This is a genomic window from Lentilactobacillus kisonensis DSM 19906 = JCM 15041 (genome assembly GCF_001434135.1).
GTDB lineage: Bacteria > Bacillota > Bacilli > Lactobacillales > Lactobacillaceae > Lentilactobacillus > Lentilactobacillus kisonensis.
Genome location: NZ_AZEB01000024.1, coordinates 16,489 through 41,824 on the forward strand (window position 1 = coordinate 16,489; position 25,336 = coordinate 41,824).

The 25,336-nt window shown below is 42.2% G+C and carries 28 protein-coding genes; 15 read left to right on the forward strand and 13 right to left on the reverse strand.

All coding sequences use genetic code 11. From position 1 onward, the window contains the following. Window positions 1-30: 30 nt before the first annotated feature. Window positions 31-882 carry a fumarylacetoacetate hydrolase family protein gene (locus FC98_RS10745; protein ID WP_040471713.1) on the forward strand — a complete coding sequence of 284 codons (852 nt, stop codon included), beginning with the start codon at window positions 31-33 and terminating at the stop codon, window positions 880-882. A gap of 582 nt (window positions 883-1,464) precedes the next feature. On the opposite strand, the gene FC98_RS10750 is transcribed toward FC98_RS10745, so the two are convergent. Next, window positions 1,465-2,520 carry a lactonase family protein gene (locus FC98_RS10750; RefSeq protein WP_008857369.1) on the reverse strand — a complete coding sequence of 352 codons (1,056 nt, stop codon included), beginning with the start codon at window positions 2,518-2,520 and terminating at the stop codon, window positions 1,465-1,467. Window positions 2,521-2,618: 98 nt separating this feature from the next. Between FC98_RS10750 and FC98_RS10755 the strand changes: the two genes are divergently transcribed. The 5 genes from FC98_RS10755 (at window position 2,619) to FC98_RS10775 (ending at window position 7,576) form a co-directional block, all read left to right on the forward strand. Beyond that, on the forward strand, window positions 2,619-3,125 hold the full coding sequence (locus FC98_RS10755; protein ID WP_056949553.1) for a GNAT family N-acetyltransferase: 507 nt from the start codon (window positions 2,619-2,621) through the stop codon (window positions 3,123-3,125). A 123-nt stretch (window positions 3,126-3,248) separates the two neighbouring features. Next, complete coding sequence (locus tag FC98_RS10760; RefSeq protein WP_008857371.1) at window positions 3,249-3,716, forward strand: Fur family transcriptional regulator; 468 nt, start codon at window positions 3,249-3,251, stop codon at window positions 3,714-3,716. 298 nt (window positions 3,717-4,014) lie between these two features. Beyond that, complete coding sequence (locus FC98_RS10765) at window positions 4,015-5,004, forward strand: peptidoglycan recognition protein family protein (RefSeq protein ID WP_056949554.1); 990 nt, start codon at window positions 4,015-4,017, stop codon at window positions 5,002-5,004. 519 nt (window positions 5,005-5,523) lie between these two features. Continuing rightward, entirely contained in the window at window positions 5,524-6,339 is an 816-nt protein-coding gene (gene proB / locus FC98_RS10770) for a glutamate 5-kinase (RefSeq protein ID WP_054655826.1), read from the forward strand. Continuing rightward, complete coding sequence (locus tag FC98_RS10775) at window positions 6,332-7,576, forward strand: glutamate-5-semialdehyde dehydrogenase (protein ID WP_056949555.1); 1,245 nt, start codon at window positions 6,332-6,334, stop codon at window positions 7,574-7,576. Before proB ends, FC98_RS10775 begins: the two co-directional genes overlap by 8 nt. 468 nt (window positions 7,577-8,044) lie before the next feature. Here the strand turns inward: FC98_RS10775 and FC98_RS10780 are convergent, their stop codons facing one another. The 4 genes from FC98_RS10780 to FC98_RS10795 form a co-directional block, all read right to left on the reverse strand. Continuing rightward, entirely contained in the window at window positions 8,045-8,815 is a 771-nt protein-coding gene (locus tag FC98_RS10780; RefSeq protein ID WP_040471716.1) for a YibE/F family protein, read from the reverse strand. Further along, window positions 8,815-9,930, reverse strand: a complete 1,116-nt coding sequence (locus FC98_RS10785) for a YibE/F family protein (protein WP_056949556.1) — start codon at window positions 9,928-9,930, stop codon at window positions 8,815-8,817. The genes FC98_RS10780 and FC98_RS10785 overlap by 1 nt, the downstream gene beginning before the upstream one ends. Before the next feature lie 605 nt (window positions 9,931-10,535). After that, window positions 10,536-10,961: a universal stress protein gene (locus FC98_RS10790; RefSeq protein ID WP_008857094.1), complete on the reverse strand. Its 426-nt coding sequence runs from the start codon at window positions 10,959-10,961 to the stop codon at window positions 10,536-10,538. Between the two features lie 74 nt (window positions 10,962-11,035). After that, on the reverse strand, window positions 11,036-11,548 hold the full coding sequence (locus tag FC98_RS10795) for an acyl-CoA thioesterase (protein ID WP_191982005.1): 513 nt from the start codon (window positions 11,546-11,548) through the stop codon (window positions 11,036-11,038). A 144-nt stretch (window positions 11,549-11,692) separates the two neighbouring features. Between FC98_RS10795 and FC98_RS10800 the strand changes: the two genes are divergently transcribed. Further along, window positions 11,693-12,040 carry an ArsR/SmtB family transcription factor gene (locus FC98_RS10800; RefSeq protein WP_054654434.1) on the forward strand — a complete coding sequence of 116 codons (348 nt, stop codon included), beginning with the start codon at window positions 11,693-11,695 and terminating at the stop codon, window positions 12,038-12,040. Then, on the forward strand, window positions 12,030-12,656 hold the full coding sequence (locus FC98_RS10805) for a cation efflux transmembrane domain-containing protein (protein ID WP_008857097.1): 627 nt from the start codon (window positions 12,030-12,032) through the stop codon (window positions 12,654-12,656). Before FC98_RS10800 ends, FC98_RS10805 begins: the two co-directional genes overlap by 11 nt. A gap of 231 nt (window positions 12,657-12,887) precedes the next feature. On the opposite strand, the gene FC98_RS10810 is transcribed toward FC98_RS10805, so the two are convergent. The 6 genes from FC98_RS10810 to FC98_RS10835 form a co-directional block, all read right to left on the reverse strand. Beyond that, on the reverse strand, window positions 12,888-13,370 hold the full coding sequence (locus FC98_RS10810; protein WP_008857098.1) for a GNAT family N-acetyltransferase: 483 nt from the start codon (window positions 13,368-13,370) through the stop codon (window positions 12,888-12,890). A 166-nt stretch (window positions 13,371-13,536) separates the two neighbouring features. Beyond that, window positions 13,537-13,869 (reverse strand): AzlD domain-containing protein, encoded by a 333-nt coding sequence (locus FC98_RS10815; RefSeq protein WP_054654430.1) that lies wholly within the window; start codon window positions 13,867-13,869, stop codon window positions 13,537-13,539. Next, complete coding sequence (locus FC98_RS10820) at window positions 13,856-14,563, reverse strand: AzlC family ABC transporter permease (protein ID WP_008857100.1); 708 nt, start codon at window positions 14,561-14,563, stop codon at window positions 13,856-13,858. Before FC98_RS10820 ends, FC98_RS10815 begins: the two co-directional genes overlap by 14 nt. A 640-nt stretch (window positions 14,564-15,203) precedes the next feature. After that, window positions 15,204-15,719: an NAD(+) diphosphatase gene (locus FC98_RS10825; protein ID WP_008857101.1), complete on the reverse strand. Its 516-nt coding sequence runs from the start codon at window positions 15,717-15,719 to the stop codon at window positions 15,204-15,206. A gap of 196 nt (window positions 15,720-15,915) precedes the next feature. After that, a complete protein-coding gene (locus FC98_RS10830; RefSeq protein ID WP_040471613.1) occupies window positions 15,916-16,416 on the reverse strand; it encodes an O-acetyl-ADP-ribose deacetylase in 501 nt (166 codons plus the stop codon). Further along, window positions 16,409-17,752 (reverse strand): replication-associated recombination protein A, encoded by a 1,344-nt coding sequence (locus FC98_RS10835; protein WP_008857103.1) that lies wholly within the window; start codon window positions 17,750-17,752, stop codon window positions 16,409-16,411. The genes FC98_RS10830 and FC98_RS10835 overlap by 8 nt, the downstream gene beginning before the upstream one ends. 335 nt (window positions 17,753-18,087) lie before the next feature. Here FC98_RS10835 and FC98_RS10840 point away from each other — a divergent pair, with 335 nt between their 5' ends. The 4 genes from FC98_RS10840 to FC98_RS10855 are packed head-to-tail and all read left to right on the forward strand — an operon-like array spanning window position 18,088 to window position 20,722. After that, entirely contained in the window at window positions 18,088-18,951 is an 864-nt protein-coding gene (locus FC98_RS10840; protein ID WP_040471615.1) for an ABC transporter ATP-binding protein, read from the forward strand. Between the two features lies 1 nt (window position 18,952). Then, window positions 18,953-19,822 (forward strand): ABC transporter permease, encoded by an 870-nt coding sequence (locus FC98_RS10845; protein WP_008857105.1) that lies wholly within the window; start codon window positions 18,953-18,955, stop codon window positions 19,820-19,822. Window positions 19,823-19,846: 24 nt separating this feature from the next. Continuing rightward, window positions 19,847-20,302 (forward strand): LytTR family DNA-binding domain-containing protein, encoded by a 456-nt coding sequence (locus tag FC98_RS10850; RefSeq protein WP_008857106.1) that lies wholly within the window; start codon window positions 19,847-19,849, stop codon window positions 20,300-20,302. 12 nt (window positions 20,303-20,314) lie between these two features. Further along, the gene (locus FC98_RS10855) at window positions 20,315-20,722 is read left to right on the forward strand and encodes a DUF3021 family protein (RefSeq protein ID WP_008857107.1); all 408 of its coding nucleotides are present in this window, start codon (window positions 20,315-20,317) and stop codon (window positions 20,720-20,722) included. Window positions 20,723-20,850: 128 nt separating this feature from the next. On the opposite strand, the gene FC98_RS10860 is transcribed toward FC98_RS10855, so the two are convergent. Further along, on the reverse strand, window positions 20,851-21,195 hold the full coding sequence (locus FC98_RS10860) for a hypothetical protein (protein WP_008857108.1): 345 nt from the start codon (window positions 21,193-21,195) through the stop codon (window positions 20,851-20,853). A 304-nt stretch (window positions 21,196-21,499) separates the two neighbouring features. On the opposite strand from FC98_RS10860, the gene FC98_RS10865 reads away from it, so the two are divergent. Both FC98_RS10865 and FC98_RS10870 read left to right on the forward strand, forming a co-directional pair. Further along, window positions 21,500-21,703 carry a hypothetical protein gene (locus FC98_RS10865; RefSeq protein WP_040471617.1) on the forward strand — a complete coding sequence of 68 codons (204 nt, stop codon included), beginning with the start codon at window positions 21,500-21,502 and terminating at the stop codon, window positions 21,701-21,703. Window positions 21,704-21,890: 187 nt separating this feature from the next. Further along, entirely contained in the window at window positions 21,891-22,793 is a 903-nt protein-coding gene (locus tag FC98_RS10870) for a hypothetical protein (protein ID WP_008857109.1), read from the forward strand. A 237-nt stretch (window positions 22,794-23,030) separates the two neighbouring features. On the opposite strand, the gene FC98_RS10875 is transcribed toward FC98_RS10870, so the two are convergent. Then, window positions 23,031-23,927 (reverse strand): polyphosphate kinase 2 family protein, encoded by an 897-nt coding sequence (locus FC98_RS10875; protein ID WP_056949557.1) that lies wholly within the window; start codon window positions 23,925-23,927, stop codon window positions 23,031-23,033. A 539-nt stretch (window positions 23,928-24,466) separates the two neighbouring features. Between FC98_RS10875 and FC98_RS10885 the strand changes: the two genes are divergently transcribed. After that, window positions 24,467-25,336: RNA-guided endonuclease TnpB family protein (locus FC98_RS10885; RefSeq protein WP_056949558.1), on the forward strand; the 870-nt coding region annotated here is incomplete at its 3' end.

Here is a 25,336-nt window from a genome sequence, read left to right on the forward strand (position 1 = left end):
GTTAATTGGACTATGCCAGGAGGGGTTATATTGAAATTAGCAATGTATGAGAAGCGGCCAACGTTTGTGGCTCTCCAAAATGATCAATTCTGGGGAGTGCCAATTGCTGACTACGACTCAATCGATGACATCTTAAACGATTGGCAAGGATTCGTTTCTAAGGTTTTAATTGATATAACTGACGAAAAGATCATTAACAACGACGATGCCAAAGCACTTGATGCAACTCAATTTGAGCTGCCGGTTCAACACCCCCGCCAAATTCCAGCAATCGGCTTTAATTACCTTGACCATATGAAAGAAATGGCAACCGCCAAACCAAAGAAACCAAACGTATTTAATAAGTTTGTCAGTTCCTTAGCTGGTCCGCAAAATGCCATTCATTTAAGCAGTGATACTGTGGATTGGGAGTCTGAATTAGTGGTTGTGATTGGTCGCGGCGGCCGCAATATCAGCCGTGAAGACGCTGAGGACGCAATTGCCGGTTACATGGTCGGCCAAGACATCTCTGACCGCCATCTACAATCAATTGACGGTGCTGGCACGCAATTTGATCTCAGCAAATCATTCAAGCATTACTCACCGGTTGGCCCTTACATAAGTACAATCGCTGATACCGATGACATTGTTTCCAAACAAGTTGTCACAAAAGTCAACGGTGAAGTGATGCAACAGGCACCGATCAGTCAAATGATTTTTGACATTCAAACACTGGTATCCTATATCTCTGGCGTCATTGAGCTTTACCCTGGCGACCTTATCTTTACAGGTACACCAAGTGGAACGGGCGTTGGCCGGGATCCCCAGGTGTTTTTAAAATCCGGTGATCTATTAACTAGTGAGATTGATGGGATTGGGACGATAGCGACGAGGGTTAATTAAGTGAGCGGAGCAAAGCGGTTAGAAGTCGGAGCCTAAGTTAACTCAAGCAAAAATCCCCGGGCTTGGGATTTTTGCTTGAGTTGGCTTAGGTGCAGACTTCTGCTTTGCGGAGCGATCCTAATCTATGTAAAAATAGGAACACCACTAGAGGAACTAAACATTTAATAGAAATGTACTTATACGTAAACATCTGCTTTGTAAAACGAACCCACCTGATCTATATAGTCAAGAAAACGATTCAAGATTATCTTATCAGGTACTTCTAATCAATATAAAAAGGTTACTAAGGCAAACACTTTTGCTTTAGCAACCTTTTTATATTGAGTGATTGGCTGGTTAGATTGAAATGATTTAATTAACTGTCGCTTTAAACAAACAGAGACTTGCACCTAAACACCTTAACAAAAATCCCAGAACTAGGAATATATTTAGAATTTACATGGATTTAGTCTTTTAGGCTTCATAGATTAGGACCGCTCCGCAAAGCAGAAGCTTGCACCTAAGTCATCTCAACCAAAAATCCAAGCCCGGGATTTCTGGTCGAGATAACTTAGGCTCCAGCTTCTAAGCGCTTTGCTCCGCTCACTTTTTTGGCAACACACTAACCCCTTCTGGTACGGCAAAATCCTTTTGGAGCATCGTTAATTTGCCAGAATCTGCATCCCTGGCATATAATGTGGCATTGTCAGAATTTTGGTTGAGGCAAATAATAAATGACTCATCATCGCTTAAATTGAAGTCACGAGGGAAATCACCTTCCGTTGAGATCCGCTGGATGAGTTTTAAATCACCCTTTTCATCAGAGCTAAACACGGCAATGGTATTATTGCCACGATTAGATACGTACACAAAGCGGCCATCTTTAGATACTCTAATCGCTGCCGCACCGTTATGTTCCGTCCAGTCGTCAGGGATCGTCGATAAAATATTTCGTTGTGATAATTTACCACTCTCTGAATCATAGTCCAAGACAGCAATGTTGCTGCTAAGTTCACCAACCAGATAAGCCACCTTTTTCTTTTCATCAAAGGCAATGTGGCGGGGACCATAGCCATCTTCCATTTGTAATTCACTAACAGGGGTTAACTTACCAGCGTCACTAATGTCATAAACGAACACCTTATCAATCCCGAGATCGACTACCACCACGCGGTTATCTGGTGTTAAATTAATAAAGTGGGGATGGGGGCCATCCTGTTGCTCTTTTCTGAATCCCAGCGTTCCCTTATCCATGATCCGATCAGCGCGTGAAATCGAGCCATCCGTGGCAATCTTATAAGTACAGATTGTACCAGCATGGTAATTGGCCGTGAAGACTAATTTTCTGGCCTCATCTACAGCAATGTATGCCGGTGACGTCTCCTGATCATGAATGCCAGCAACGACTTTTAATGGGTAATTATTCTTAGTACCATCCCATTCATAGAAGCCGCCAGTAACATCACCAGTGGTGGCGTCCTTAACCTTAGTAATCGCATAAATCCGTTTCTTTTCTGATTCGGCAACATACGTTGGGTCAATAGCAGCCCCAACAAATTCTAAATTTTGTAATTTTTTCTTATCAGTATCTAATTCAAGTTGATAAACACCCTTGCTAATTCTTCGGGTATAGGTGCCAATTAAATAAGTTTCAGTCAAAATTGTACCTCCAATAATTCAGTTTATATGTTCATTATGCCACAGATAAAGCGCAACCAAAATACTTTGAAAGCTATTTCACGAAAGGATCGTTTTAAATGACTTCATTTGAAAAATTTCACCCAGTTCTGACCGCCCACTACACGCTTGATTGGCTTACCCAAACGCCTGTTAAACAAGTCGACAATCTTTTTAATCAACCAGCCATTTTGACTACCAAGGCCGATAACCTGCCAACCCAAATTCTGGATACTGTCAAAAGTATCAACCGGGTGATGCAAAAAGTGATGAACGGCGCTGAATTAACCTGGGGAATCACAGACTCTGAAACTAATCAGTTCGTTGGGATCGTCACAATTTCGGGATTTGATCGTCCTAACCGTATTGGCAGAATTGATTTCATCATCGACCAACAAGCCGCTAACGCTTCAAAAGAAATGATTGAACGTGCGTTAAAGTTTATCGTTGACCATTTTAATTTCAAAAAAGTCCAGGTTGAACTAACCACAGCAAATCAAACTGTTATCAATGCGTTAACCACACTGGGATTTTCACAAGTCGCGGCACTAACATTCGAAACTTCAATTAGCACTTCAAACATTTAATTCATACAGACGTCATGGATTTGTAACAGCTTAAAGATTGAATATTCTGTCAAAACATATTAGAATGATTCTAAAGTAATAAGTGACCTTAGTTCACATTTGGCGTAAGGGAGGCCCATTGATATGCCCACTAATTCAACATTAAAACACGCACTTGGTCGCCTCAGAAAGTTGGGGATCCGAATCACGCCCCAACGAGAAATCATTTTAGACTACCTGATTACACACCATAATCATCCTTCCGTTGAAACAATTCGGGATGGCATTGAAACCAAATTGCCAAATTTAAGCGTTGCGACAATTTATAATACGTTAAAGCTACTGGTCGATAAAGGACTAGTCATTGAATTACCAAATAACGATGGTGGCATTCGGTACGACTTTTTTGGTTTTCCCCACTATCACGTCATTTGTGAGAACTGTGGCAAGATTGTTGATGTTTTTGATGATGAGTATCCCGCAATCGTTAACCACGTTCAAGCAGTTGCCAAAGAAAAAACCGGTTTCCAAATAACGGGAACCCAGCTAGAAGTTTCCGGTATTTGTCCTGACTGTCAACAAAAGCTGCAAACTCACGAACCTAATAACTAACTAATTATTACAGAGGAAATCCCTTGATGTAACAGCGTTACGTCAATTTTTAAAGCTTTTTGTCAACAACTCTTAACATGATTGATAATAACCACGATAAAGCCCGTAAGAGTGCGTTAATTCGCAACTTACGGGCTTCTTTGTTGGTTGAACTCAACCACGTAAATCGTTTATATTAACATCTGTAGTAATTAAATAACCTAAAAAATAATTTATAAACAATAAAAATTTTAATCACTAAATTCAACCATAAAAAAGAAGCTATAACAGGCATTATCCATCTGAAGGGGAAATCACTTTGAAAAAGCGAACTATTTTAACTGCTGTTTGCTCGCTATCATTTGCCGTATTGGGCTTATTGTCAGCCACCAACACGACCCATGCCAGCAGCGTTAACGACTACATTGCCAGTAAAAACATCGGCCACTCAACAATCACATCATCCATTTGGAGCGGCTTTCCAAAAAACAAATATCGAAATGGGAAACCTGAAGGGGTTGTCGTTCATGAAACCGCAAACCCCAATTCGACCATTTACAATGAAATCGCCTATATGAAAAAGAACTATTCAGCTGCATTCGTCCATACGTTCGTTGACGCTAGCCGGATTATCAACATTGCCAACACCAATTATTTGGCGTGGGGTGCTGGCTACCCCGCCAATGCTAGGTACGTGCAGTTCGAACAAGTTCGCGTTCATAGTAAGTCAGCGTTTGCCCACGAGATTGCCAATGCTGCCTACTACACCGCCTATATTTTGAATCGGTATGGTCTGACACCAAACGATGCCGCTTACGATGGCAAGGGGACGGTCTGGTCCCATGGTGCGGTTTCCAAGTACCTTGGTGGCACGAATCATACCGATCCAACCGCCTACTATTCTTCAATGGGGAAGACTTACTTCGGCGCCAGTTACACATTCGCTCAGTTTTATCAGTTGGTTAAAACAACTTATGATAACCTACAAACAAGCGGGTCAGCCCACGGAGCAATTACTTCCAGCGTGAAAAAATCATATGACCAGGTCTCATATGCAAGTGCAGATTCACAAGCGTTATTAGGAGATAACTACAAATCATACAGACTGTACAATCACGTTAAGAATTCTCGGGCCAACGTTAAAAAATACGCATGGTCGTCCGTAGCAGCTAAGGTGGGTAAGAAAGTCTATATCGATAATATCGGCACTAAGGATAATGGTCACGACTGGTACCGCATCCGTTTTTCATCTGATACCAATGCTAAAAAGTATTGGGTTTACGGTGCAGCTTTGAATCTAGAACAGTAAGAATCGTTTAGTAATGCAGAAGCTGGATCCGCTCACTTATTTTAGGACAGCTGCATAAAGCAGGGATCTGCGCGTAAGCACCATTAACAAAATTCCTAAAACTGCTTGGTAGGTGTTCTATGCTACATAGATTAGGATCGCTCCACAAAGCAGAAACTTCCACATAAGCACCTCTGACAAAAATCCCCAAAACCAGGGATTTCTGTCAGAGGAGACTTATGTTCCAGTTTCTAACCGCTTTGTTCCGCTCACTTTAGTTGACAACTACCGCTCAACTAGGATATGATAACGGTGTTTTAGAAAACCAAGTAGTGCCAACCCAGAGAGGATGCCAATTGCTGAAAGGCGTCTTTCGTGCACGAATCCTATCTTCTTTCATAAATTGTCTTAATTCGACACGGATTTTTCCGTTAGCAAATCAAAAGTGTGAAGCCTAGCTTTGAATGAGAATGGTACCGCCCGTCTCGGGTGTCTCAATTCAAGCGAGGCTTTTTTCATACAAAAAAACAGGTGATAATAATGGAAACGAGAACGATTAACGCAAATAGGATCGTGGTCAAGGTCGGTACCAGCAGCTTGATTCACCCGAACGGGGCCGTTAATTTGGAGACCTTTGATCAGCTGGCCTACACCTTGAGTGCCTTGAACAATCAAGGTAAGGAACTCATTTTAGTTTCTTCTGGTGCAATTGGGGTTGGCCTTAACAAAATGCATCTCAAAAAACGGCCAACTGAAATAGGCGCCCAACAAGCGCTTGCCGCAATTGGGCAGTCAGAATTGATGACACTATTCACCCAACGATTTGATCATTACCTAACCGATATTGCTCAGGTTCTACTGACACACGATATTTTTGACTACCCCAAGAGTAATAAGTTTGCGATGGATACTTTCAACTGTCTGCTTAACGATAATGTTATTCCCATCGTTAACGAAAACGATACGGTTGCCACCGACGAACTGGATCACCACACCACTTTTGGTGATAACGATCAGCTTTCAGCAATCGTTGCCAGCCATATGAATGCTGATTTATTAATCGTTTTATCGGATATCGATGGTTTTTATGACCAGAATCCCAAGAAATTTGCGGACGCCAATTTGATTAGCAACGTCGCCAGCATCAATGACGATGAATTTACAATTGCTGGTGGAGCTGGCAGCCGCTTTGGGACTGGCGGTATGCATACCAAGTTAATCGCTGCTAAACGGATGATTGATGAGGATCGGGCAATGGTGCTGGCAAACGGTAAGGATCCCCGAATTATTTTTGACATTTTAGCTGGTAAACCCGTTGGAACGCTATTTTCAAAGGAGTGTATGACCCATGAATGAGAAATTAATTCAAATTGGCAAAAACGCCAAACAAGCCGCTTATAAATTGAGTCTGTTAGATACGATTACTAAAAACCAGATTTTGAATCAATTTGCTGAAAAGTTAGTTGCCAATACTGACCAAATTCTTGCTGCTAACCAAAAAGATATTGATAACGCTAGCGACATGCCTGCCAAGTTCACGGATCGGCTCAAATTAACCGATCAGCGAATTAAAGACATGGCGGCCGGCCTCCAGCAAGTGGCTGCGCTTCAAGACCCCATTGGTAACATTGATAAGGGCTGGCAAAATGATGCTGGTTTATTGATCGAAAAGAAACGGGTGCCACTTGGCGTCATTGCCATGATTTTTGAAGCCCGGCCAAATGTAACGGTTGATGCAACCGCCCTTACGTTTAAAAGCGGCAATGCAGTTATTCTCCGGGGTGGTAAGGAAGCTTTAAATAGTAACCTTGCTCTTGCAGCCGTTTTGCGGGCTGTTCTCAAGGATAACGGTTTGGACGAAAATGCCATTCAAATTTTACATGATACGAGTCATGAAACAGCCAACGATCTCATGCATCTTAACAAATACGTCGACGTCTTAATCCCCCGGGGTGGTGCTGGCCTTATTCAAGCAGTCGTTAAGAATGCAACGGTGCCAGTAATCGAAACGGGTGCCGGTAACTGCCATATTTACGTTGATCAATTTGCTGAGGAACAAATGGCGATCAACATCATCGTCAACGCCAAGGTACAACGACCATCCGTCTGCAATGCCGCCGAAAAACTCTTGATCCACCGAGACGTTGCAAAAAAGATGCTGCCAGCAATTGCCAAGGCGCTCCAAGATCATGGTGTCCAGCTTCGAGGCGATGACCGCAGCCGAGAAATTGTTCCGTCAATCAAGCCAGCGAGTGATGAAGACTGGTCAACGGAATACAATGATTTGATCATGGCCATTAAGGTTGTTGACAACGAACAAGCCGCTATCGATCATATCAACAACTACTCCACCGGCCACTCAGAAGTGATTATTTCCAACAATTACCAAAACGGTCAGGAGTTCCTGAACAAAATTGATTCCGCATGCGTTTACGTTAATGCCTCAACAAGATTCACGGATGGCTTTGAATTCGGCTTCGGTGCCGAAATCGGCATCAGTACCCAAAAATTACACGCCCGCGGTCCAATGGGATTGAATGAATTAACCACGACTAAGTATGTGATACGGGGAAATGGGCAAACAAGAAAGTGAGCGGATCCAGACGGTTAGAAACTGGAATATAAGTCTCCTTGGGCAGAAATTCCCGGGTTTGGAATTTTTGACCAAGGTGCTTATATGGAAGTTTCTGTCTGGAGGAGCTGTCCTACAAAGTGAGCAGAGTGCGGAACCAAGCGGTTAGAGACTGGAGCCTAAGCCTTCTCCGCCAGAAATCCCGGTTTTGGATTTTTGGCGGAGAAGGCTTAGGTGCAAGTCTCTGCTTGGTGGAGCACGTTTCTGCAATGTTGCCAATAGAAATCCCCGGGCTTGGGATTTTTGATTGAGTTAGCTTAGGTGCAGACTTCTGCTTTGCGGAGCGGTCCTAATCTATGCAATGGAGTACACCACAAAAGATAGCGCTAAATATTACCAAAGTTACTCAGCAAATTCCCACCTAATCCAGCATATTTCTACCATACTATCAAAAAAAGATTGCCGACAACTCAATGCCAGCAATCTTTTTTATTTACTTTCTTTCTTAGTTTGCAGCTTCTTCAACCTCAAACTCATCATCCAAGTCGTAATCGGGATCGTCAACACGACCCCAATCAGCGAAATAATAATCGCAATTAATTCCGCCGCAAACACTTTGTCATTTAAAATTTCACCAAATGAATAGTTTAATCCATAAAACCAGATAAACAGTGCCATTGAACTACCAAAGAAACCAAAGAACAACGTATTAACGGCCGTTCCAATAATTTGTTTACCAATAAAGACACCGTCCGCAAATAATGCTTCACTCCTGATTTTATCGTGCTGCGTAATGATTTCGTCAAGTCCCGATGCAATCGCAATCGCCGCTTCCGCAATTGCGCCCAGGGAACTCAAGATTGCCGTTGCAATGGCAATCTTGGTGAAATCAATCCCCACGTATATCGACAGCCCTTCAAGTTCCTCACTATCTTCAAGACCAAAGCCACCGACCTGCGCCCAATATTCAAGCGGAATAATAATCGCCACTAACAAGATTAGAATAATGCAAGCGGCTTGGAATGCTGTGGTGGATGCGTTATCACTAGCACTACTCCAAAAGATCGTAATCGACAGAAGAATTACGCTGGCAACAACGGTCACAATAATTGGCGGCATATGAAAGGCAATTAGAACAATTGAAAAAAATAGAATACCAAAATTAACCACCATACTTAGAAACGATGTGATTCCTTGCTTGCCACCAACCACAATCATCAGGAGTAGTAGGACAATGCCAAGTGCCGTAATTGATCCCATCAGTGCTCATCCCCTTTGATCCATAACCCAGCAAACAAGCTGGATAGAATAACCGTCAGGACAATCCCAATCCCACTAATCAAGCTGGAAGTCATTCCTAACGACATGTTCATCGAAAATGAATATTGCCAAGTATTCCCGTTTTTCAAATATAGTAACGTCATCGGCAAGGTTTCCGCCATAAAAATAAAGAACAGAACGTTAATCAGCGGCCCCATAATAGCTTTACCAATTTGACGACCTGAATTAAACACTTGCATATGTGAAAGTTCTGGTTTCTCTGCCTTCAATGTTGCTAATGAGGCAATAATATCAGTCGCCTCATCCATAACCGCTCCGAGCACCCCAATCAAAACCTCGGCAATAAATAGTGGTTTAGGCAGCTGAGTAACGTATTGCATCGATTCATAATAGACACCCTTTTCGTGGGTAACATTAAATACCAACAGGGTAATCAGAATCGTCGCTGCCGTTGCCACCAGTACTGCCGATAATGTGATTAGCATTTTTTTACGCCACCCCATGACCAAGAGTAAGGTCACAAAACAAAAGATAACCGCCAAAATACTAAAGATCAAAATCACGGCTGCCCCGTCGTTGTTGTGGTCAATCATAATTGCAATCCAAAACAGGATTGTATTAATGACAATGCTGGCAATCACCGTAACCCCTTTCCACTTGAGAATGACAAAGAGTAAGCTAATCGCCAACGCAAATAAAAAGGCAATCGGTGCGTCCCGTTTAAGGTCTTTGACGGTCGCATGAAGTTTGGGACTGGTATGTAACGTGATGAAGAGTTTTTGGCCCTTTAAGTAATGATGATCCATTGCATGCGAATCAGAATAAGAATTACTAATTACTAACTTGTGCCCCGCGTATTTCCCATTCGTAATCTTCCCATAAAGGGTCTGTTGATGATAGTGATCAACGTTTTGAAATTCATCGGTCATTTTACTGGTTTTACCAGTGGTTACCTGATCTACTTGAAAAATGGGTTGAGAGTATAAGGCATCATTATGGTTAAATAAAAAAGCGGCTAAAAAACAAAAACCCACTACAATCAATACCTGAATCCAAGTCATCTTACTTACTAACTTATTCCTCATATCAGCCATCTTTTCGAATCAATTTATTGTCATTGTAACATTTGCGGCAAGTCGTTAACGGATAATCATTATAAATTAAAAAAACCGCAAACTATATTGTTTACGGATAATTACTTAGAAAGAAGAAATGGCCTTAGCCTTTGAGAAAATACCAGGATAAAGCCACTCTAAAACTTTATGTTATTTCATTTTTTAACTTGATGAGCCATGCAACGCCAAACTACATTGCAGCCGTTCTATTCTCACGTGGATTAAGGCCATTCCATAAAGTAGGAATCCAAGCCCAGGATTTCTTTTCAACATTGTGGAAACGTGCTGCACCAGGCAGAAGCTTGCGCATAAGCCTTCTCCGTTCAAAAATCCAAACCCAGGATTTCTGATTTCTTGTCAACACAGCAGAAACGTGCTGCACCAAGCAGAAAGCTGCACCTAAGCTACTCCGTTCAAAAATCCAAGCCCGGGATTTCTGATTTCTTGTCAACATTGCAGAAACGTGCTGCACCAGGCAGAAGCTTGCGCATAAGCACCTTTAACAAAAATCCCAGAACCGGGGATTTCTGTTAAAGGAGACTTATGCTCCAGCTTCTAACCGCCTGGTTCCGCACTCTGGCCTCTTACTGACTCACCATCACATTAACCTCCGAGTGACGAACCACGTAGGCTGTTGTTGATCCTAGAATTGCTCTTGAAATGCCGTTTACACCTGATTTACCCATCACAATCAGAGAAGCACCGTACTTTTCTGGGAGTTGCTTGGCAATCTGAACCTTAGGAACCCCAACTACAAAGTGGGTTTCAACCTTGATTCCTGCCTTCTTCGCTTGTTCTTCCGCGTCATCCAAAATCTCTTGACCACGTTCACGGAATGATTCCATGACGTCTTGACCTAAAGTAACACCATATTGAACGTACCGCTGATCACTGGCTACCGAAACGATCTGCAGCGTGGAGCCAAACTGCTTAGCTAAGGTTATTGCCTCTTCAACTGCACGCTTTGAACTATCACTACCATCAACTGGGACTAAGATTTTTTCATACATAACCAACACCTCCAAAGTGATATTTTCACTTTAAGTCTACCATTTTAATTATGATTAAACATTCATAAGGTCTGTTAGTTTAAATGACTCAGGATCTTCTTATTATCCAAAAGGTCGGTTTCTCTTTTTGCCAACCGATTCTCATAACCGCCACAAACAAATTTTTCTTCATCACTTTGGGCAATAAGCTTTGGAAACTGAATTTTCTGAAGCTCATCGGTCACAATTAACGTACAAAAGGCAATAAACGCTGGTTTGATTATCTTTGTGTCCTTATTAAAAGTGGCAAACTTCGTGAACACCTCAACCGCACGCTTATGGGTGCCAGTCACATACGACGTGCACTTCAGAATGTCCGCCGGGGTTGCTGGGCTTACAAATTGAACGTGATCATAGCCCGCAGTTACAAATGACAAGTCAGCCGGAATGAATTTGGCGGCTGCCAATCCCGCATTAGCATCTAAAATTTCTAAAGTCTTGCCGCCAAATTGAATCCCGCCATTATTTAAATCGGCAGGAAAAATATAGCTTTCGTGAATCGCATAAGTTTCGGCACAGGTAATGGTTTCGATAGTGGCTACCTCCAAGCTAATAACGACAATAATTTCTTATCACCTATGATACCTTTTTATCATGGCTAGCGACAATCAGAGGCTTTGGAATGTGTTCATCAAAAGCTATACTATTGTCTCGACATATGTTATTGTTTTCATATGAAAGAAGTGACATACATGACCAACAATTCTGATCCTTCAATTCAACCAACTTTGATCGATGCGAATCACCTTTATGAATCAGAACGGATTTTCAAATTGCTCAGTAACCCCATTCGGCTGCAAATGCTCAACGTTCTTGAACAGCAAGAATTAAACGTGACCGAATTGAGCGAATTACTGGGTGTCGAACAGTCCGTTGTTTCTCATCAACTTGCCTTACTCAGAAAGCACCAACTCGTCACGGCTAAACGAGTTGGTAAAGCCAATTATTATCAACTAGATGATCCCCATATTTTAGACGTCATTAACGAGATGCTAGAACACGCGGACCACGTCATTAGGGGGAAAAAGCATGGACAATAATCGCCAACTAACACCACTCGTCAATCGTGGGTTACGAACCGAATACTTTTCGACTACCTGGATGGCCTTCGAATTTATGGTTGGTCTATATTCAGGAATCAAGGCTGGCTCAATCTTATTAATTGCCTTTGGACTGGATAGCTTTTTGGAAATCATTTCTGGTAGTACGCTGATTTGGCGGCTTAAAAAACAAGCCGGTGGTGCTCCTGCGGCTGAAATTAATCGTGCTGAGCAAAAGTCATCCTTGATCGTCGGTAGCGTTCTGTTGCTGCTCGCTCTTTACGTTACCGGCGTTTCATTATATAACCTTGTTACCCATCAAGCTGCCGATAGTAGTCTTTCTGGGATGGCAATCGCAATTGCGTCGGTTATTTTAATGCCAGTATTAACGATCAGAAAACGGGCGCTAGGCAAATCACTTCATTCTGACGCGCTAACAGAAGACGGGATGTGTAACATTACTTGTGCCTACATGGCTGGTACGGTTCTAATTGGTGCCCTGTTAACTGCCCTATTTAATTGGTGGTGGGCAGACTCAATTGCAGCGCTCATCTTAGTTTACTTTATTGCTAGTGAAGGTTGGGAATCGTTTCAGGAAGGCCGGGAGCGTGGCTAAAGACCTTGTTAGTTCTGATACTTTGCTTCCCACTTCCTACTTAAACCAAAGGAACCGATGATGAACAGTTAGCGTTCATCATCGGTTCCTTCAGTTTTATCGGTAGACCTAATCTCCAAGTTTCCCGTTTTTGCGTTATCCCTTGCATTGATTAAGACTATTCCCCAAAGCAGCGACTTGCACATGAGCCTTTTCTGCTCACATTCTAACCGCTTTGTTTTGCTTCGCTTACTATTTTATTTCACTCACTTTTTTTGCCATCCACACATCCGTTATCTCAAACCCATCTTTTTCATAAACATGAATTGCCCTTTTATTATTGCCAAACGCATGCAGGGCAATTTTTTTGAAACCTAAGTGAGCTGCCTCTTCGTCGATTAACTGAAGCGTCTTGGTACCGAATCCCTGGCCTTGATATGCGGGTGAAATTTGAATGTCGTAGAGAAAAGCTTCCTTAGAATCGGCACTGCGTTCTGCTAGCCAGACAGTGCCCACTTTTGTATTACTGGCAACGATATCATAGAAATAATGACCGGGAGTCGCCAAGCCATCTGGGACAAGCTTCTCGAATTCTTGCTTTGCGTTGTCTTTAGCATGATCAGTGGGCCATGCCCCTGCCTTAACCTTCTCATTTGCATAGTCAACCACGGCCGTTTGCCAATACTTCTCAAAATCTGATTGAGACATTTTCGCTAATTTTAGCAGAATCATCATCTCCTAGTTCCGATAGTATATTACAATATTAACCACATCAAATAAAGGAAGTGGTCTATAAATGACAGCTACTAGCGACAACTTAGAAGAATCTTGGGATATCTATGACCGCCACCTCACTCTTTTCGGCACCTATCACCGCCAAAGCTTGGCTTACTAAATAAGGCTACATCCCGAAAAACAATCGCAGACACCCTAGTGAAATAACGCCAACAATCACAATTACCAATAAGTTTTTCCAAATCACTGCGCTAATGATGCTGGGAATGGAAGCTAACAAGTTGCCCCAATCAATTGATGGCAAATGACCGATGTGTTGAATAAACAGGTTTTCAAACCAAAGAGCTGACATGATAGCGATTGGCACAAAGCTTAGGAATTGGACAACGCCCGGAGATAATTTGAATTTTTTCAAGATGACGAACGGCAGAATCCGGGATAACCAAGTAACGACCCCCGTCCCAACGATCGTTAACAGAACAAAATTAAAAGAAGACATGCTTCATCACCACCCCAAACGTGCAGGCTACCAAGGTAACCAAAAGAATTAACAAGCTACTTGGGATAAAAATCAACCCAAGATAAATCGCAACTAGCACAAACCCGACAACAATTAACTGGAGGTTAAAGTTGATTGACTTGTCACTAATTAATTGCAGGTAAAGTAACCCAATAAACATGGCAATCAAAGCAAAATCCAATCCAAATTTCTCTGGATTACTAATGAAGTTCCCAAGCACTGCGCCAACTAATGATGAGATAATCCAAGTCGCATACGCGATGATATTGGCTGTGTTGAACCAACTGAAGTTCAATCGATTGTCGGTATAGTTTAATTTGTTCATCCCCAACGCAAAGCTTTCGTCGGTCAGTAGCGTCCCAACCAACACGTTTTTAAGGAGGCTTTCCTTTTTAAAATAAGGGGCTAACGTCGTACTCATCAGAATCATTCTAGAGTTGACCAAGAAGACCGAAAGAACGATTGATAACATGGGACTGTGAGTCACTAACATGCTCACGATCACAAACTGCGCAGAACCAGCATATGTAATAATTGACATCAATGTCACTAAGAGTGGACTCAGACCAGCAGCCTTCCCAACAATTCCAAAAGCAACACCAATGCCGATATAACCAAAAACAGTGGGCAACGTTTCTTTTGCCGCACTAGGGACATTTAATTCATTGTTCAATTGAATCCCTCCTATTTGTAAGTGAGCGAAGCAAAGCGGTTAGAAAGCGGAGCCTAAGTTACTCCGTTCAGAAATCCTGGGCTTGGATTTTTGAACGGAGTGGCTTAGGTGCAGCTTTCTGCTTTGCACAGCTGTCCTATGTAAGTGAGCAGAACAAAAGCGGTTAGAAACTGGAATATAAGTCTCCTCTGGCAGAAATCCCTGGTTTTTGGGGATTCTTGGCAGAGGTGCTTATGTTTCAGTTTCTGCCTGATGTAGCTGTCCTATGTATAGATTGTTAATATAGCACTACCTAACATGATACTGTTAAATACATTAATAAAATTCTAATCGTCCTCTTATTTATTGTCAATGAGCGTCTAAAAAAGCAAGCCAAAAAATGTTCACTGTCCGTAATTAAATTTTTGGTTCGGCCACCAAGGCTAACTTCTAACTCAGCTTTCCCTCAGTTGGTAAAAACCACTCTGAGTCTCTTACAATAAAATAGTATTAATAGTATTAATTTGCAAAAGTCCCGTAAAATTAGCAAATCTAATCACTAATTTTACGGGACTTATATTTTAAGCTGAGAGGGTAACCTTTTAAATTAATGACAACCATGAAATAACCAACTCTTTATTTCAGAATTATCAACCAACTTCTAATGAACTGCTTTAATCTCTTCTAGAAATCTTCTATAAACAGCAAATGCCGCATTATCGGGACTTTCTGGAAATAGATACTTTGGCACATCTGCTACCGGAATCCACTTTGCGGACTCAAGTTCAGTTGAAAGAATGAGATCCTGTTTCTTAATATAACCAATGAATCCATGCATCAACGTCTCAGTTTTGTTAAACCAGTAAGTTCCCGCATAGTGAAGATTATGGACTTTAGAAACGCCTAGCTCCTCTTTAATTTCACGAGAAGTTGCCTGTTCGGCAGTTTCACCAACCTGCATGTACCCAGAAATCAGTGATGAATATTTTTCCGATAAGTAAGGCATCTTCGCTAAAACAATTTCATTCTCTTCATTAGCAACTAAAACGATAATGCAGTCAGAAAAAGTTGGAAACCAAAATCGGTCACAACTGGGAGAAAATGGCACTAACCCGTCATCACCAGCCAGATGCTGGGTAAGCTTTGTCCCGCATGTCGGGCAAAAAGTATATTTCATTGTTATCTCCTCAAATATAAGTGAGCTGTCAAACTTTAGTTATCTATTTATAAGCTATTATGATTTACAACTATACGCTGCTTCATAAAGGAAAGCTAATGTTACTTTTGCAACCCATTACTGTCAAAGAATGACGGTACCCGATACCACATTAATCTTTTCATACTATTGATTTAGTTAAAATGGTAGCTGTCATTTATGCCAATTTATCCAAAGCCCGTTCATAAGCCATAAAGGTCCCCTCATCAAAGCAAACCATCGTGACCTCAAGTGGGGCATCAAATTCCTTGATCGCACCAATCGCAATTTTAGCTGCCTGATCCAGCGGATAATCGTATACCCCCGTGCTGATTGACGGGAAGGCAACGGTACGACAATTATTTTCCACCGCCCGTTTCAGGCTATTCACGTAAGAATTTCGGAGTAGTTGGGCTTCATTTCGACTGCCACCATGCCAGATTGGTCCGGGCGTATGAATCACATACTTAGCTGGTAAATCAAACCCAGGGGTCATCTTAGCTTCACCAGTTGGACAGCCATTCAACTTGCGACAAGCTTCATCCAGCTGAGGGCCAGCAGCGCGGTGAATCGCGCCGTCAACACCACCGCCACCTGACAAAGCTGTGTTGGCGGCATTCACGATTGCATCCACCTTCATTTTGGTGATGTCACCCTTAATCAATTTAAAGTTAGCCATTGGTTTCTCCTCCATTTCGATGAACCTGTTCCCACCGTTTAATCTGTTGCAACCGTTTTTTGAAACGGACTTCATTTCCCTGCTCGGTCGGTTCGTAGTAGGTATGCCCAATCAATGAGTCTGGCATCGTTTGCATGGTGGTCAATTTGTCCTTCGTTTCATGGGCATACTGATAACCCTTGCCGTAACCCAAGTCAGCCATCAATCCGGTTGGCGCATTTCTTAATTGCAGCGGCACTGGTTCATTAATCGAATGCTTGACGTCACTTTCGGCCTCGGTAACTGCCTTATAAACTGCGTTGGACTTTGGCGCCAGCGACAAATAAATGACCGCTTCAGTCAAATGAACGTTACACTCCGGCATCCCCAAAAACTGGCAAGCCTGAAAGACATTGATCGCAACGTTTAACGCATTGGTGTCAGCCAAGCCAATATCTTCGCTCGCAAACCGCACTAGCCGACGAGCAATGTAAAGTGGATCTTCGCCGCCACTCAACATCCGGGATACCCAATAGACCGCCGCATCCGGATCGCTATTTCGCATCGACTTATGAACCGCCGAGATAAGGTTATAGTGTTCTTCACCATGCTTATCATATAAAAACGACTTGGTGTTCATCAATTGATGAAGATTATCAGCGGAGACAGTTACCTGATCGCCATTCTTATCACCATTGTTCACGGCCATTTCCAATGTGTTAAGCGCCACCCGAGCATCGCCATTCGCAAATTCAGCAATTGCTTTGACCGCGGCATCACTAATTTCAATTTGCTGCTTAGGAAACGCGGCTGGATTCTTTAACGTCTGGTGAATTAACTGAACAATATCGGCAACCTTGAGGCCATGCAGAACGAATACCTTACACCTCGATAAAAGGGCTGAATTGATTTCAAACGATGGATTTTCGGTGGTGGCGCCAATTAGGGTAATGCTGCCGCGCTCCACAAATGGTAAGAAAGCATCTTGCTGGGCCTTATTAAACCGGTGGATTTCATCAACAAACACAATCGTCTTGCCGCCCATTTCCCGATTGGCTTCGGCGTCCTTCATAATGTCACGGATTTCCTTAATCCCGCTGGTAACCGCGCTAAAGGTAATGAACTTGGCTTGGGTCTTCTTCGCAATAATTTCAGCTAGAGTCGTCTTGCCAACACCAGGCGGCCCCCAGAAAATAATTGACGGCAATTGATCACTCTCGATGATTTCTCTGAGAACTTTACCCTTACCGACTAGCTGTTCTTGCCCAACAAACTGATCTAAAGTCGTTGGCCGAACCCGGTAAGCTAATGGTTGATTTTTTTTACTACTACCGGCAAATAACGATTCTTGTTTCAAATGACCACCTTCTCACTTTTGCGAACGTATGTTTGTGCTACTCAAGTTCATTATACCTGACAACCCATCACATGTTAATCCTAACGCCATTACGATTTCACTGCAGCATTTTAACCACTTGGCAATTTGTGCTAACCACTTAGCGACTTTTTGACGGATTTATCGTGTAGCTTTGCTATGCTATCCCCAATAGGACAGCTGCGTCAGGCAGAAACCTGCGTGTAAGCACCCTGGCCAGAAATTCCAAACCCGGGAATTCCCGCCCAAGGCGACTTACCCTCCGGTTTCTAACCGCCTGACTCCGCTCACTACTATTAATAAAGGAGATGGACACGATGATTATTCAAGCAAAGGGGCTCACTAAAGTATTCGGTAGCAAGATCGCCGTTAACCACATTGACTTATCAATCAAACAAGGAAATTTAACCGCCATTTTAGGGCCAAACGGAGCCGGCAAAACGACAACCATTTCGATGTTAACTGGGTTGCTATCGCCAACCTCCGGCATCATTGAGCATCACCCGGGAGCCAAAATCAGCATGGTCTTCCAGCAAAGTATCCTCGATAATAATTTGTCGGTTTATGAAAATCTCATCATTCGCAACCGCATGTATCATTCGGCAGCTGAAAACCGCCTGGATTCACTCATTCAACAAGTTGGCCTCACAGCCTTTATCAATCAGAAATATGGTCACCTATCTGGTGGTCAAAAACGCCGGGTTGATATTGCAAGAGCCTTAATCAACCAGCCAGACGTTCTATTTCTTGATGAGCCCACAACTGGCTTGGACATTCAAACTAGAGAAGCAATTTGGCAGCTGCTCCACGAGCTTCAAAAAACTGAATGTTTAACGATTGTTTTGACCACTCATTATTTGGAGGAAGCCGACCATGCCAATGCTGTTTATATTGTGGATCACGGCAGTATCATTGCAAAAGGGGCTGCTGAGGACGTCAAACGTCAATATTCTAGAAATCAGCTGACTCTCAATATGAATGGTTCGTCATCCATTTCCACTAAACTACCAGAAGCCGCTCGCTTTGACCAACAGACTGACAGCATTGTCTATTTTCCGGCGACAACGGCCGAAGCCATCGACCTGTTAGCAAAGTTTCGCGATCAAATTAAGAGCTTCGAGTACCGTCAAGGCACCATGAATGATGCCTTCCTCAATCTAACCGGAAGGGAGATGCGTTAAGATGCACGCACTATATAAGCGAAACCTGCTTCTTTATTTTCGGGACCGATCCGGCGTCTTCTTTTCACTTCTTGGTGCCATGATTTCATTTATTTTGTATGTTATTTTTATTAAAAAAAGCATGGTTGCCGAATGGCAGCAGGTTCCTGGTTCCCACCAACTATTAGATCTTTGGCTCGTTGGCGGCACGTTATCGATTACCGCGGTAACAACTACCCTCGCAACCTTGGGGCAGATGGTAAAAGACGAGGAGCACGACGTTATTAAAGACTTTTATTTAACCGACGTTTCACCATTCCAGCTCAAACTAAGCTATATGCTTAGTTCTGGCGTGATTGGCTTTATCATGCAACTGGCGATGCTCACAATCATGTTGGGCTATTTCAACGTAACCGATAATTTGGCGATCCCCTGGGGGAAATTGCCATTAATTATTTTGGTTGCCCTGTTGAGTGCTTTTCTATCAGTGGTTTTAAACATGCTAATTATTCAGTTTATCCACAAGATTGACACGCTAAGCAAAATCAACTCAATCGTTGGCACTGCCGCTGGCTTTTTAATTGGTACCTACCTTCCGATCGGTGCCTTACCTCAATTTGCCCAATGGCTAATCAAGCTCACCCCGGGAGCCTACGTTGCGGCAATTTATCGGCAGATTTTGATGTCGGCTAAAATTCACTCGGCCTTCCAATCACCAACCGAAGTAGCCCGATTCAATCAACTCATGGGTATCAAATTAGATTGGTCACATCTACTAAGTATGACAGCCACCACTGAATTTTTAATATGCGTATTTATGGGTAGTATTTTGCTCATTTTCGTGACAGAATTGATTAAGAAGAACCAGAATACCATTGAACTGGGAAAATAATGAGGGTTAGGGGATATAACTGGAATGAAAATTCATTTTCAGAAAAATGAACAGCTGGCAGCCGACGAAATTAACATCACCTTATCTGCGGCTGACAAATCCCTTAAAGTAGACGAGCTAATTGCCTACCTCAAAAATTTTGATTTGATGCCACCAACCATCATTCCCATTAAATCTGCGGATCAAGTTATTTTAGTGAAGCCACAAGATATTGAACTTATCGATGTTTCTGGGAGTACCCTTTTGATTTATACCAACCAAAAGGTCATTGAAACAAAGGGCCGGCTGTATGCATTCGTTGACAAATTGAAGAATCCTAATTTTGTTCAAGTTTCTAAGCATGCCGTCATTAACATTGATCATTTGAAGTCACTTGAGGACAGTTTTGCTGGTGGGATGACTGCTTTTCTAACTGGAAACGTCAAAACCAGTGTCAGTCGAAAATATCTTTCGTTACTAGAACAACGGTTGGGATTGTGAGGATAAACGATTATGAGGATATTCAAAACAACTTTAAAATTCTTTTTAGAAGGTGTCGAAATTGGCTCTGCTATCTATTTAATTGTCCTATTAATTGGCCTACAATCTTCGGCCCCCACTTCAAAAAATATTGCCAGCGTGATGATTATGGGCGGCTTGACTGGTCTATGTTCTTGGTTATTTACAACTGAGCGCATCTCGTTTCTAACAGCATTTGTCATTCACTTCTTCATTACGTTTGGACTCGTCACCATCATGATGGTCGTGAACGGCTGGTTAATTTGGAATAGTCTAACCTTCTGGACTGAACTCATCATCCTTTACTTAATTATTTATGTGATCGCTTGGACGCTAGTCAGAATTGGCGGCTACACAAAGCTTAAACGGATTAACGCGATGTTAAAGAAACGTAACCAATAACTGTTTCCATACAAAAAATGAACCACCATTTCGCCTTACACGAAATGATGGTTCATTTTTGATACCCTGATGTTAATTTAAGTTCAGTATGATTAGATGTGGGGGAGATATACTCAAATCAACTCAGCTTATAGCTTGACATTAATCAAGTCAGCCGCAACGTGGAACACGTCAGTCAGTGACATGTTCTTGTCGGCAAACTTCTTATTTAGCAACAATTGCCTGAAGTCTTCGATTGAAATATTTTCGGTATCCTTTATAGGGAATCCTTGACCTGCGAATGAACCGGTTGTTAACGTCACGACCAGGCCATCACGACTATCAAGGCGGACATCATAGATTTCAAAGTAGTAGCCATCATCATAGCTCCCGCTTAAATCTTTATGATCACGGAAGTAATTTGTAATAAACTTATGGAATTCTTCCTTTGATTGAACCGAATCTTTCCATTCCGTTTGAACAGTGTTTGCCATACTAAAGCTTCCTTTCTCTCTTAAACAAACCTAGTACAAACTCATAACACTCATAACATGGTTTAGAAATGTAAATGATTTTATATCTCTCACTTACAATTTTCATTCTAAACACTTTACCCCCGATTTCAAGGGAAAGTGGTTATGTAAACGTTACCAGTTGTGTATTTGTAACATAACTTTTTTGGTGGTTTTCTGAAAAGAAATGAAAGCGTTCTTATATAGGTCAGAATCCCTTCTTGGCATTATAATTTATAATATAGTTGGCTTAAAGATAACTGTTGCCGCCTAGGAGGTGGTTACCATGTCATTTAACCATAATTTCTATAAGGATCCATACTTCATAGGATTATTATTCATGTTCATTATGTCCATTATCGCGATTATATCTATCGGAACACCACCAAATCTGTTGAGTTGGCAATGGTGGTTAGCCATTATTCTAGGAATCGCTTGGGTTGCGGTGTCCTTCTATCTTGGCACCCACCCACCGAAAAATCATCTGTGAATTCTAAGTTAATAAAGTGCGTGACGAGAATCGAGAAATTCGTCACGCACCTTATTTGATATTAGAAATAAAAATCGATAAAGTTCGTCAGCTTGTTACCGGATATGGTAATCTAACAAATAGAGCTATTATTAAGAAGTTAAATAGATCTTTAAGTCGTTAAATTGCAACAGAGGAGCTACCAATAATGAAGTTTAAACATCTTTTTGTCATCCTAGCCTTATTCATCGGCCTAATCGCGATTCCAACTGCAACCGCCCACGCTGACTCTGAGGACCCGGATGCGGTACTACCACACCGTATTTCTAAGAGCCAATTGGCTAAAATTCTAAAGGACTACGAGGACGTTTGGAGCAAGGTAACTTATTACAAGACAACCCGACCAGTTTCCATCACCGTTAAATTTAGCGATCGAAACGATACCAAGACCATCCACAAAGCAGTGGTTAAGATCCCGAAAAATACAATTGTCAGTGGCACTAAATCCGTCTTAGAAATTTCGAAGACTAAAACGCGAAGCATCTTTCAGTTTGGTTTTGATACATTAAGTTACGCGTTGATGAAACCAGTTTTGACCAATGAAATGGCCCTCTCGCGTCAATGGACCGCTGTGTACGCCAAGAAAATGGCTTCAATTAATAAATATTTCGTCAAAGTCAATCGTCCCGCTTACATGCCAGCCTATTCAACCCGCCCGTTTTACAAATATCCGGGGGACAACGTCAAATTCAGTCCATGGAACGCTTCCACGGACCGCGTTAAGATCACCCCAGATGGTTACGTTGAATTCACCAAAATCAATCCTAATCAAGACACTTACCGCTCCTTTAACCTAGTTCCGGATGCCAGCGCTAAGATTCATAAGGCACACGTCAAAGGCAACACGCGTTACTTGTACTATTCCCATCATGTAAAAGGCGTCGGTGATCGCCAAGTTGCTAAATCAGGGCCGACCAAGTATCGACTCGCAATCAAGAATTTGCATCGGCCTTTCACCATGTTCGATGGCGATCAAGGAAGCTTTTTAATGAGCCAGTATCAAGTTGGCCGAACCCTCTATTATACGCGAAGTGGCGGTTTTAGCGCCTAGTTATAGATTGTTAGTTAATGAGTGGTCTTCCTTTTGGCCGCTGCTTTTTTGGTTTGGTGACAACTGTTAGAACTGGCTATTAGCTTCTAGAATTTGCTTGACTAAGCGGTTTAGCTGAAATGTGTGAAAGCAAGCAGAAGCCTGCACATAAGCCCCTCCCACCAAAAATCCCAAACCCATGAATTTTCGATGAGAGGGGCTTATGCTCCGGCTTCTAACCGCTTGTTTTCACACTCTCTAATTATTTTTCAATTCCTCCAGTGCCTGCTCCAACTTTTGCTTTTCCGCTTTGTCCAAATCCGGATAACTCAACGGTAAGGTCTTCATTCGCTGATCGATAATATCTGACACACACAATCTTGAATACCATTTATCATCAGACGGAATCACGTACCACGGATTTTTCTTCGTCGCCGTGTTATTAATGGCATCTTCATATGCCTTTTGGTAATCATCCCAATACCGACGTTCCTGAATATCCGCTGATGAGAACTTCCAGTTATGATCTGGTAAGTCAATTCGACGACGGAAACGATCTTTTTGTTCATCTTTCGACATATGAAGGAAGAACTTCAACACAAGGAACCCGTTTCGAGTTAAATAATCCTCGAAGAAATTAAAATCTTTAAACCGATCTTCGTAAAATTGATCATCTACTTGATTGAGCTTAGTAACCCCACCAATATGGGCGTTAACAATCAATTGGGGATGAACACGGCTAACCAGCACGTCCTCATAATATGATCGGTTAAAAATACCAATCATCCCTCGCGCTGGGATGTGCCTATGGATCCGCCAGAGGTAGTCATGTGACAATTCAATGCTGGTTGGCTGTTTGAAGCTAGTCACCTCACAGCCCTGAGGATTAACCCCACTTAGAATGTGACGAATCATGCTATCTTTACCAGCACCATCCATGCCTTGAATGACGACCAACACGCCGTAATGGGTTTGGGCGTACAATTTGCCCTGTAAGTCTTGTAAAGTTGCAATATTTTTTTCAATTCGAGCCTTAATATCGTCCTTCGACAATTTTTCATCAACAGCGGTCGTTGCGGCTTTCTTAATTTTAAAATCGCTTTTACCTGTAAACCGAAATGATTTTTCTCGATCAAAAATTTTCTTGTTGTCCATTGCGTAATCCTCCAAAATTTAGAGTGAGCGGAGCAAAGCGGTTAGAAAGCGGAGCATAAGTCTCCTCTAACAGAAATTCCTGGGCTTGGAATTTTTGTTAGAGGTGCTTATGTGGAGCTTTCTGCTTTGCGCAGCTGTCCTAATAATAGTGAGCGGAACCAGGCGGTTAGAAACCGGTGGATAAGTCTCCATCAATAGGAATCCCCGGGTTTGGGATTTTTGTTGATGGTGCTTATCTACTGGTTTCTGCCTGGAGGAGCTATCCTAATATCTCATTAAAACAGTTTCAATTTAACACAATTCTCTTCAGAATGGCTCAGATACCCACATTTATTACAACAGATGTTAAGAAAACTCGGTATTTTAATGCCGAGATGAATCAACAACTTTTGTGGCTTATAGCAGTCGGATTGCTTTGAAAAATGTACTGATTATTGGATTAAATTCTCTCCTAATTTGGTTGACTTTAGTTCCCAAAGATTGTTAACACCATGATATAATATAATTATGCAATCTGACTATCGAGGAGGAACGTCTCAATGGTATTAACTGGGGTGAAGTTAAGAATCTATCCAAATCAGACCCAGCGACTCCACATCAAACTGAATTTTGGTTACAACCGGTTTGTCTGGAACCAAATGTTAAACATGCTCATTAAACGCCATGAGAATAATCCCCAAGCACCTTTGCCTAATGCCTTTGCGCTAAACAATTTGTTGCCGGCACTAAAAGCCGAATACCCGTGGTTGAAAGCTGCTGAGAGTACGAGTTTACAGGCTACCAATCACGGTCTAATTATTGCCTATCAGCGATTCTTTCAGTCCCGGCACGGTTTTCCAAAATTCAAGTCACGGAAGTTCCCCAAGCAGAGCTATCAATCTCGGATGGGTATTCGGTTGATTGATGAGCAGCACCTCAAGTTACCTAAGTTGGGCATTGTGCGTTTCAGCGGTCGGCAAATTTCCGGTAAAATTAAGAACGTCACCATCCGGTTTTCGGCTACTGGCAAGTTCTACACTGTCTTGTTGGTGGATACGGAAATCAAGCAGTTGGCTAAAACTGATAAGAAGGTCGGCATTGATCTGGGAGTCGCGGATTTGGTGATTACTAGTGATGGGATTAAACACCCCACCATCCGGTTTGACAAGCAGTTGGCTCAAAAGAAACATTATTGGGAAAAACGATTGGCCCGTAGACGGCGACAAGCCCAACAGGTAATGGCTTGGGAAAAGCATAATCATGAATTGGTTACCCGGGAACTCAGCGATTTTAGAAACTATCAGCAAGCTAAACGGATGGTGGCGAAGTACGCCGAAAAGATTGCCAATCAACGCAGTAACTATTTGCATCATTTAACTAAGCAGCTCGTCACCCAGTATGATGTGATTAAAATAGAAGATTTGAAAACC